Origin of the sequence: Mesorhizobium sp. M7A.F.Ca.CA.001.10.2.1 (genome assembly GCF_003998575.1) — a bacterium.
Classification (GTDB): domain Bacteria; phylum Pseudomonadota; class Alphaproteobacteria; order Rhizobiales; family Rhizobiaceae; genus Mesorhizobium.
On sequence record NZ_RZQY01000178.1, the window covers coordinates 1 to 9653 of the forward strand.

At 61.6% G+C, this 9653-nt stretch carries 10 protein-coding genes and 1 pseudogene; 7 read left to right on the top strand and 4 right to left on the bottom strand.

Annotated features, from left to right (window positions below):
* Positions 1 to 725 (bottom strand): annotated as a pseudogene (gene lysK, locus EN964_RS13905) (lysine--tRNA ligase); the annotation flags it as partial.
* Between the two features lie 162 nt (positions 726 to 887).
* Here lysK and EN964_RS13910 point away from each other — a divergent pair.
* The gene (locus EN964_RS13910) at positions 888 to 1295 is read left to right on the top strand and encodes a tellurite resistance TerB family protein (protein WP_256755010.1); all 408 of its coding nucleotides are present in this window, start codon (positions 888 to 890) and stop codon (positions 1293 to 1295) included.
* 59 nt (positions 1296 to 1354) lie between these two features.
* On the opposite strand, the gene EN964_RS13915 is transcribed toward EN964_RS13910, so the two are convergent.
* The gene (locus tag EN964_RS13915) at positions 1355 to 2203 is read right to left on the bottom strand and encodes a transporter substrate-binding domain-containing protein (RefSeq protein WP_127267151.1); all 849 of its coding nucleotides are present in this window, start codon (positions 2201 to 2203) and stop codon (positions 1355 to 1357) included.
* A gap of 248 nt (positions 2204 to 2451) precedes the next feature.
* Between EN964_RS13915 and EN964_RS13920 the strand changes: the two genes are divergently transcribed.
* From EN964_RS13920 to EN964_RS13930, 3 genes are all read left to right on the top strand, one after another.
* On the top strand, positions 2452 to 3183 hold the full coding sequence (locus tag EN964_RS13920) for a LuxR family transcriptional regulator (protein WP_127267150.1): 732 nt from the start codon (positions 2452 to 2454) through the stop codon (positions 3181 to 3183).
* Between the two features lie 96 nt (positions 3184 to 3279).
* A complete protein-coding gene (locus EN964_RS13925) occupies positions 3280 to 3918 on the top strand; it encodes an acyl-homoserine-lactone synthase (RefSeq protein WP_013533650.1) in 639 nt (212 codons plus the stop codon).
* A 14-nt stretch (positions 3919 to 3932) separates the two neighbouring features.
* Positions 3933 to 4682 carry an enoyl-CoA hydratase-related protein gene (locus tag EN964_RS13930; protein WP_013533649.1) on the top strand — a complete coding sequence of 250 codons (750 nt, stop codon included), beginning with the start codon at positions 3933 to 3935 and terminating at the stop codon, positions 4680 to 4682.
* 53 nt (positions 4683 to 4735) lie between these two features.
* On the opposite strand, the gene ppk2 is transcribed toward EN964_RS13930, so the two are convergent.
* Entirely contained in the window at positions 4736 to 5644 is a 909-nt protein-coding gene (gene ppk2 / locus EN964_RS13935; RefSeq protein ID WP_127267149.1) for a polyphosphate kinase 2, read from the bottom strand.
* Between the two features lie 221 nt (positions 5645 to 5865).
* Here ppk2 and EN964_RS13940 point away from each other — a divergent pair, with 221 nt between their 5' ends.
* The 3 genes from EN964_RS13940 to EN964_RS13950 all read left to right on the top strand — a co-directional run bounded on the left by EN964_RS13940 (position 5866) and on the right by EN964_RS13950 (position 9070).
* Positions 5866 to 7131 (top strand): ATP-binding protein, encoded by a 1266-nt coding sequence (locus tag EN964_RS13940; RefSeq protein WP_127267148.1) that lies wholly within the window; start codon positions 5866 to 5868, stop codon positions 7129 to 7131.
* 113 nt (positions 7132 to 7244) lie between these two features.
* Positions 7245 to 7970, top strand: coding sequence for a phosphate signaling complex protein PhoU (gene phoU / locus EN964_RS13945; RefSeq protein ID WP_013533646.1), 726 nt, complete (start codon positions 7245 to 7247; stop codon positions 7968 to 7970).
* A gap of 89 nt (positions 7971 to 8059) precedes the next feature.
* Positions 8060 to 9070 carry a magnesium and cobalt transport protein CorA gene (locus EN964_RS13950; protein WP_127267147.1) on the top strand — a complete coding sequence of 337 codons (1011 nt, stop codon included), beginning with the start codon at positions 8060 to 8062 and terminating at the stop codon, positions 9068 to 9070.
* Positions 9071 to 9229: 159 nt separating this feature from the next.
* Here EN964_RS13950 and EN964_RS13955 read toward each other — a convergent pair.
* Positions 9230 to 9653 (bottom strand): GcrA family cell cycle regulator (locus EN964_RS13955; RefSeq protein ID WP_127276449.1); only part of this gene is annotated, 424 nt, incomplete at its 5' end.

Here is a 9653-nt window from a genome sequence, read left to right on the forward strand (position 1 = left end):
AGCTTCACGCGGCCGCCGGTGATCGAAAGCGTGGTCTCGGTGCCCTCGTCGTCGAAGGTGATGGTGCCGGCCTCGGCGTCGACATGCTTCATCGGCACGTAAAGCACCCGGCCGCTCTTCGGCGAGATCGGCAGGAACGGGCTGTAGGTCGCCTGCCGCTCGGGTCCGAGCGTCGGCAGCATCACCGCCATGATCTGCTCATAGCGTTCGGCGGCGCGCTTGAGCATCGCATCGAAACGGCCGGACTTGTAGTATTGCGTCGCGCTGGCGAACTCGTAGTCGAAGCCGAACGTGTCGAGGAAGCGGCAAAGCATCGCGTTGTTGTGGTCGGCGAAGCTCGCATAGTCGCCGCCGAAGGGGTTGGGGACCGACGACAGCGGCTTGTGCAGATGAGGCTCGAGTGCGGCGCGGTCCGGCACGCTGTCGGGTATCTTGCGCATGCCGTCCATATCGTCGGAAAAGCACAGCAGCTTGGTCGCGACCTTATCCTGCGTCAGGACGCGGAAAGCATGGCGCACCATCGACGTCCGCGCCACTTCGCCGAACGTGCCGATATGCGGCAGGCCGGACGGCCCGTAGCCGGTCTCGAACAGGATTGTTTGCGGGAAGTCGGCGCCTTTGTAGCGCTCGATGATCTTTTTGGCCTCTTCGAAGGGCCACGCCTTGCTTTCGGTCGCGGCCGCCAACAGTTCGGGGTTGAGATCGATGATGTTTGATCCCGCCATGTCACAGTTTCCAAATCATTTGCCGGCCCGAAGGCGGGCCGCGGCAAGGTTTTCAACCGGTCTCTAGGCGTGCAGCGCCGGAGCGTCAACGCGTGCGGCGCTTTTTCCTTGCGGTGCAGAACGGGCGTTCCTAACTTCGAGGCCCGGTTCAAGGAGAAAAAATTGCCGACACCTCATGAAGCCCTGATCTATCTGATGGTCATCACCTCGGCCTCGGACCGCGACATGACCGATGTCGAACTGGCGCGGATCGGCGAGGTCGTCCGCTCCTGGCCGGTGTTCGAGGACTTCAACCGCGACAGGCTGGTCGGCGTTGCCCAGGACTGCCAGAAGCGCCTGCACGAAAAGGACGGGCTGGAGGGTGTGCTGGCTGAAGTCGCCGAGGTCTTGCCTGAGCGGCTGCGCGACACCGCCTATGCCGCCGCCTTCGAGGTTGCCGCCGTCGACCTCGAAATGCGCATGGAAGAGGTGCGGGTGCTGCAGCTGATCCGGCGTCAGCTCGATCTCGACACGCTGACGGTTGCTGCCATCGGCCGCGCGGCCAAGGCGCGGCTGCGCACGCTGACCTGAGTTCTTGGCCGGGCGCTGTTGAGGTTCAGGTCAGGCCGGCAAAGCCGACCGGAACCGGATCAGAAAAAGCTGACCGGGAAATAGCGCAGATAAAATTCGGCGAACGTGCCTTTCATCGAAATCTCCTGCAGCGCGTAATCGATCGCGGCGGCCAGCGCCGGATTGTCCGCTTTGGTGGCAATGGCCATGCCCGAGCCCAGATATTCAGGCGCCAGATAGGGCCCGCCGGCAAAGCGGCAGCAGCCCGCCGCGTCCGAGCCGCCCAGCCAGAAGGCCAGGCGCATGCCGTCGCCGAAGGCGGCGTCGACCTTGCCGGCCTTGAGATCGGCATAGAGGTCCTCCGGCCTGTCGAAAGGGACGACCTGAACCGTGTTGAAATAGTCGCGCAGCATGCGTTCATGCGCCGAGCCTGATATTACGCCGACACGCTTGCCGTGCAATTTGTCAAAGATGGGCTCGGTCAGCGCCTTGCCTTTCGGCATGATGAAGCGCGCTGGAAACTGCAGATAGGAGCGTGAGAAGGCGTAGGTCGCGCGCGATTCCGGTGTTGCGGCGATGCCGGCGATGATCGCCTCGCCTTCGCCTTTCCGCAGTGCGCCTTCCAGCTCGGCCCAGGGCAGGGCCTGGATCTGGCATTTTTCGACAATGCCAAGCTCGGCGCAGATGGCGCGTGCCAGATCGATATGGAAGCCGGACAGCTTTCCCGCGCCGTCAAGGAAGTTGAAGGGCGGGAAGTCCGTGGTGGTCAGGAACCTCAGCCGGGGCAGCGTCGAAAGGTCTGGCTTGGGCAGCCGCTCCTTGGCATCCCACAGCACCGGAACCTGAGGCGCCGCGGCGCGCGCGCCGTCGGCGAACGACAGCAAGCCGATCAGCATCGCAAGGGCGAAGGACCTCCACCGGAACGCCAAGATAAAACTCCGCCACAGTCGTGCTCGCACCGGTTTTGGTACGAAAATGGTACAGGCACAATGGTTTTTGATTTCAACCCGCCGATTTCAGGATATGATTTAGCCGGTTTGCAAATCAGCTTCGGCCGCCTCGGTGAGGGAAGCCACAAAATAAGTATGCGATTTGCAATCCGTGGTCGGTGGCGAAGTGTAAATCAGGCACGCATCATTGGCCGCAATGCACGAGGCAACATGGGGTTGATGTTGCGATGGGTCAGTTCGATCGCACGCTGGAATACATAGACCAACTGCAGCACGCCGCAACGGCGGCGGCGGTCTGTGAAAGGCTGCTGGGCATAACATCGGATTTCGGCCTCACCGCGCTGATGGCGGGAACCGTACCGCAGCCAGGCACGCCGGCCGGCCAGCAAAAGCAGCATGTGCTTCTCTGCGATTGGCCGGGCGAATGGCTGGAGCGCTATGTCGCGCGCAACTATGTCGATCATGACCCGGTCGTCAGCCATATGAAACAGTTGCAGGCGCCCTTCCAGTGGCACGAGGCGTCGCAGGGCATCCGCATAGACAAGAGCAGCGGCGAGGTGATGGGCGATGCCGGCGCCTTCAAACTGCGTGATGGATTGGCCTTTCCGTTGATCACGCTTGACGGCCAGATCGTCATGGTGTCGCTCGGCGGCGAGGCTGTGGAATTGTCCGCCGCCGAATTTGGCCAGGTGTCGCTGGTCTCGACCTATGCGGTTGGCCGCGCCATGCAACTCCACACCATGGCGAGCAACACCATCGATCATATCGTGCTGACGCCGCGCGAGCGCGAATGCCTGCAATGGGCCGCCGTCGGCAAGTCCGAATGGGAGATTTCGCAAATCCTCGGCATTTCCGAACACACGTCGGAGAAACATCTTCTTAACGCCAAAAGCAAACTAGGTGCCGTCAACAGGGTGCAGGCCGTCGCGGAAGCGATACGGCGCGGCTACATTAGTTAGGTCGGCCGTGCCGACCTGGAATTTTTGCCTACGCGATCACGCAATTTTCTCATCAAAGCACGGCCGTATCTTCCTCTGAACGCAGGAGACGGCGGAATGCTTTTTTCCCTTACAACCCAGGAATTGATGGAACGTCCCGACCTTTGGGAGGCCGTCCATCGTTTGCGCTACAAGATATTCGTCGAAGAGATGGGGTGGGATGACCTCAGGCGGCCCGACGGGCTCGAACTCGACCAGTTCGATCACGACGAGGCGGTCCATCAGATCGTCATCAGAGGCGGTGAAGTGGCGGGTTATCAGAGGATGTTGCCGACGACGCGCCCACATCTGCTGACCGAGGTCTTGACCGATCTTTCCGAAGGAACGCCGCCATCGGGTCCAAACATCTGGGAATTGACCCGCTACGCGGTGGCTCCCGGTTTTCGTGACGGCCGTCGCGGCGTTTCGACCGTCGGCACCGAACTGATTGCCGGTTTCGTCGAGTGGGGGCTGAAGCGCGGCGTCGACAAGGTGATCATCGAGTTCGAGCCGATGTGGGTGCTGCGCGCCTTGCAGCTGCATTTCCTGGCGACCCCGCTGGGCTATCAGCGCACCTATGGCAACCAGCAGGTCGTCGCCACCTTGCTGACCTTCAACGAACACACACTCGATGTGGTGCGGTCGCGCCGCAATCATTTTGCTCCCGTGCTGGCCAGGGGATATCCCGACATGCTCGGGCAAAGGCGTGCGTCATGAGATCGGAGACAGCCATGAGCACACACCCGCAACCTGAACTTCGCAACCACACGCTGGTCGTCACCGTGTCGTCGAGTGACGGCCGGCCGGTGCTGGACAGGAGAGCCTATGAAAGCCTGGCAAGGACCTTCCATGAAGCCGCCGACAATGAGGAGGTTCGCGTCGTCGTGCTGCGCGGCCTGGCAGGCTGTTTCTGTCTGGGCGGCGACTTCTCCGAATTCCTCGACGCCACCAAGCACCAGAAACTGATTGCCGCCGTCACCGACCTGTTCCGCACGCTGGCGACGTTTCCCAAGCCCATCCTTGCCTGCGTTGACGGCGATGCCGTCGGTGTCGGCTGCACCATCCTGTTCCATTGCGACATGGTGATCGCGTCCGATGAGAGCACGTTCAGGGTGCCGTTCGTCGATTTCGGCCTGGTGCCGGACGCGGCGACCAGCATCCTGGCGCCGCAGAAGCTCGGCTATGCCGGTGCCTTCCGCTTCTTCTGCCTCGGCGACACGCTTCGCGCCGAGGACGCCAGGGCGCTCGGCCTCGTCGCCGAGATCGTGCCGGGCGGCACCGTCGAGGAAGCGGCGCTCGGCCGGGCGAGACAGCTTGTCAAGAAGCCGGTCGCAGCCCTGCTGCAGACGCGCGGCCTGCTGAAAGGGAACACCGAGGCCCTCTGCGACCGCATCGATCAGGAGATTTCGCTTTTCCAGCAGGCGCTGCAGGACGACACCACGCTGCGGCGATTGCAACGCATCGCCCGGCTCGCGGCCTGAGCGAAAGCCTCAAGGAACGCGCCGCGCGGCCAAGGCCGCGCGGCGCGGAAGCGTCAATCCTGCTTGCCGAGGAATGACGGCCCTTCGCCGATGATCTTCTTGTCTTCCTTGCCGATGATTTCGAGATCGCGCCCCTCATAGGGCAGAGACGACAGGATGCGCCGCATGATCGCCAGCCGCGCGCGCCGCTTGTCATTGGCCCGTACGATGATCCACGGCGCGAATTCCTTGTGGGTGCGCTCGAACATGGTGTCGCGCACCTTGGTGTAGTCGTCCCACTTGGTGATGCCTGCAACGTCGATGGGCGAAAATTTCCAGCTCTTCAGCGGGCTGTAGCGACGGTCATGGAAGCGCTCGAGCTGCGTTTCCCGGCCGATGTTCAGCCAGAATTTGAAGAAGTGGATGCCCTCGTTGGAGATCATCCGCTCGAAATGCGGCGTCTCCTCAAGAAACTGCTCGTGCTGCTGCGGGGTGCAGAAACCCATCACCGGCTCGACACCGGCGCGGTTGTACCAGGAACGGTCGAAGGTGACGAATTCGCCTGAAGTCGGGAAGTGGTCGACATAGCGCTGGTAGTACCATTGCCCAAGCTCGGTCGGGGTCGGCTTGGTCAGCGCCACGTTGCGTGCCGTGCGCGGATTGAGGTACTGGCGCACCACGAAGATCGTGCCGCCCTTGCCTGCAGCATCGCGACCTTCGAACAGCGCCATCACCCGTTTGCCGGTCGACTGCAGCCAGGCCTGCGCCTTGACCAGCTCGATCTGCAGCTTCTCGAGCATCTCGTCATACTCGTCGCTTTTCATCTTCTTGTCGTAGGGATAGCCGCCAGCGGTCAGCTTGTTGTCCTCGACCCAGTCGGGAAGCACGGGATTTTCGATGTCGAACTCCCTCTCCTTGCCGCCGATCCTGATCTTCAGCGGCCCCGCAGTTGGCGCGGCGGGACTTTCTTTGGCTTTTTTCATCGAGACGAACCCTTTCCAGCTTCCGGACTCATGCTATGGGGAGCCACTATAGCGCCGCGCGTCCGTTTGGATGCGCAAAGGACGCTGTAGCACTTTTAATTTGCGCATGATCCTTTCCGAAAATCGATCCCGATTTTCGGGTCATGCGGCAAGCGGTCTAGTGGAAGTTTTCCGCCACCGTGCGACCGGGTGCGAAGACATGGGGGCAGGTCCACGAGCGAATGGCTGACCTGGACACAGAGCAGAGAGGCATGACGCAAACCATGGCCGCACGGCTGTGGAATAGCCGCTGGCTGCTTGCGGCCGGCGTCGTTGCGGTTCTCGCTGTTTATGCCTTGGCCGGGATTTCAGCCTATGTCGTCCCCGCGGCGCTGCTGTTGCTGCTTGCAGCGGCAATACTGCCGACCGCCGGCGCGCGCCAATCCACCGGCAGCGGCGCTGCCATCGAGGCCATCGGCCTGCAGCGGCTCTCGGGTGAATATCTGGCCGCCGCCGTCGCCGATCCGCTGATCATCTTCGACCGGACCGCCACCATCGTCCATGCCAACGCCGCCGCCTTCGCCGCCTTCGGCGGCATCGCGCCAGGCATGTCGCTGTCGTTGAAATTCCGGGCGCCGGAGATGCAAACCCTGCTGGATGGAGTACTATCTGGTGATATCGCCTCCGATGTCGTCGACTACATGGAGAAACTGCCGGTCGAACGGGCCTACCGGGTGAGTGTGTCCTCGGTCGGTCACGCCACCGATCTCTATGTGCTGGTGTTCAAGGACCAGAGCGAAGCACGCCGGATCGACCGCATGCGCGCCGATTTCATTGCCAATGCCAGCCATGAACTGCGCACGCCGCTCGCCTCAATCGCCGGCTTTATCGAAACGCTGCGCGGGCCAGCCCGCAACGACGCGGCGGCGCGCGACCAGTTTCTGCAGATCATGCAGAGCCAGACCGGTCGCATGGCGCGTCTGATCGACGATTTGTTGTCGCTGTCGCGGCTCGAGATGAAACCCTATCTGAAGCCGGGAACCGAGGTGGATCTGCGGCAGACAGTCGACAGCGTTATCGACTCGCTCGGACCGCTGGCCAGCGAAAACGCCGTCGCCATCGAGCGGCACTACGCCGATGGGCCGCTTCATGTGCCTGGCGATCGCGATGAGCTTTTCCAGGTTTTCGAGAACCTCCTGGAAAACGCCTGCAAATACGGGCAGTCGGGTGGGCGGGTGGTTGTATCCATAGCCCATAGCGATGCCGGATCAGAGCCGGGCATCGACGTGACGATCAGGGACTTTGGCCCTGGCATTCCCGAGGAGCACATTCCGCGCATTACCGAGCGCTTCTACCGCGTCGACGTCGAGACCAGCCGGACCCAGAAGGGTACCGGCCTCGGCCTGTCGATCGTCAAGCATATACTGACGCGCCACAACGCCCGGCTTTCGATCAAGTCCGAAGTCGGCAACGGCGCGGCATTCTCGGTTCATTTGCCGACTCACTGATATCGCCCTAATTCAAAGGGACTGTTTCTTTTTTCTGTCATCCGGCTAGCGTATCAGCGGGGATTCGAGGAAACGACTCAAAATCAAAACACCCCGTGGGAAGGCATTTTGCCATGCAGTCCGTGCACATCGTCAGCGCTTATGACGAGGAGTTGAAATATCTGTCGAAGCGCATCGCCGCGATGGGAGGTCATGCCGAGCGCATGGTCGAACAGGCGGTCACCGCTCTCGTCAATGCCGACCCAGGCCTTGCCCAGAAGGTCATCCGCGACGATACCGTACTGGACGAGGGCCAGCGCGAAATCGACGACAAGGCCATCATCATCATTGCCAAGCGTCAGCCGATGGCGGCGGATTTGCGCGAGATCGTCGGGACCATTCGCATCTCCGCCGACCTCGAACGGGTTGGCGATCTCGCCAAGAACGTTGCCAAGCGGGTGGTCGCCGTCACCGACGGACGCCAGCCGACCAGCCTGTTCCGCGGCCTCGAGGCCCTGTCCAACCTGGCGTTGACCCAGCTCAAGGAAGTGCTCGACGTCTACGCGTCTCGCTCGGTGGAGAAAATCGGCTTCGTGCGCGATCGTGACGACCAGATCGACGCCATGTACACATCGCTGTTTCGCGAATTGCTGACCTACATGATGGAAGATCCGCGCAACATCACGCCCTGTACGCATCTGCTGTTTTGCGCCAAGAACATCGAGCGTATCGGTGATCACGCCACCAACATCGCTGAGACCATCTATTACATCGTCACCGGCGATCAGTTGCCGGCTGAGCGGCCCAAGGGTGACAAGACCGACAAAATCAGTCTTTCCGAGACGCAGCCGGTGAAGTGAACGCGCCTCTCGAACCGTCACCCGATTTACGCTAAGCTTTCTGGGCTTTGCCTCTATCCTCGCCCGTGGATTTGCTCCGGGAGGTCGTGATGGAAAATGCTCGGAACCTGACCCCGGCGCCTGGGCCGATATCCGGCATTATCGCTTGCGGCGTCTACACGGCGGGGCGCCGCATCGCCGACATTCCCATCGAGGAAGCCGGCGAATGGGCAAAGAAATCCGGTCATGTCGTCTGGATCGGCCTTTTGGAGCCCGACCGTAACCTGTTGCTGCGCGTCCAGGCGCAGTTTCACCTGCATGAGTTGGCGATCGAGGATGCCGAGCACCCGCACCAGCGGCCGAAGATCGAGCAATATGGCGACGCCTTGTTCATCGTCGCCCGCACGGCGCAGTTGATCGACGGTCGGGTCACTTTCGGCGAGACCCATTTGTTCGTCGGCTCAGGCTACATCGTCAGCGTCAGGCACGGTCCCTCGACGTCCTATGCCGCCGTTCGTCAGCACTGGGAAAGCTGCCCGCACTCGCTGGCCAAGGGTGAGGATTTCGTCCTCTATGCCATTCTCGATTTCATCGTCGACAATTACATGCCGGTGCTCGAGCAGATCGAGGACGAAGTCGAGGCGATCGAGGACAAGGTTCTGCTGAAGCCGATGACCGCTCCCGACATCGAACGGCTCTATATGCTGCGCCGCGATCTCCTGCGCCTGCGCAATGCCGCGCTTCCGCTGGTCGAAGTCTGCCGACGGCTGACCAGCGCCGAGCTGCCGCAGATACATACCGCCATGCACCCGCTGTTCCGCGACGTGACCGACCACATCCGCACCGTCCAGGAGAAGATCGACAGCCTGCGCGAAGTGCTGGCGTTCGCTTTCGAGGCCAGCCTCCTAGTCGGCCAGAGTCAGGAAACGGCGAACACCAAGAAACTCGCCTCATGGGCCGCCATCCTGGCGGTGCCGACGGCGCTCGCAGGCATCTACGGCATGAACTTCGACAGTATGCCGGAACTGAAGATGGAGTACGGCTACCCGGTGGTGCTGACCGCGATCGCGGTGATCTGCACGTTCCTCTACTGGCGGTTCAGGAAGAACGGTTGGCTGTGAAAGAGAGCGAATAGCGAATAGGGAGTAGCGAATAGCGAACACAAAAACGGCTTGCTTCCTGTGACGGAAGGCAAGCCGTTTCTATTCGCTATTCGCTATTCGCTATTCGCTATTCGCTATTCGCTATTCGCTATTCGCTATTCGCTATTCGCTATTCGCTCAGCGACTCCGCCGCCGCTCCGATGCCGGCTGGAACGCCACGCGGGCGTGGTATTTGCAGTAGGGTCCGGTTTCGGCGGCTTCGTTGCCGCAGAAATGGAAGTCCTCTGAAAGCGGGTCACCGTTCGGCCATTTGCAGGTGCGCTCGGTCAGTTCGACCAGCTGCAGATGCCGCGAGATCGGCAGCACGACATTCTCAACCGGACGGATGTAATGGCGTGCCACGGGTTCGGCGTCGAACTGCGTCTGCAAGGCGGTCGCGCCGATCGATGTCGTGACATGGCGTGCCGTGGTTGCAGCGCGTGATACCGATTTCTGGACGGTCGATCCTTGCGCTGCCTTCTTCTGGCGTGCCGGTGTGGCGGTCGAGCGTCCGCGGCCCGACAGTTTCAGCCGATGCACCTTCCCGATGACCGCGTTGCGG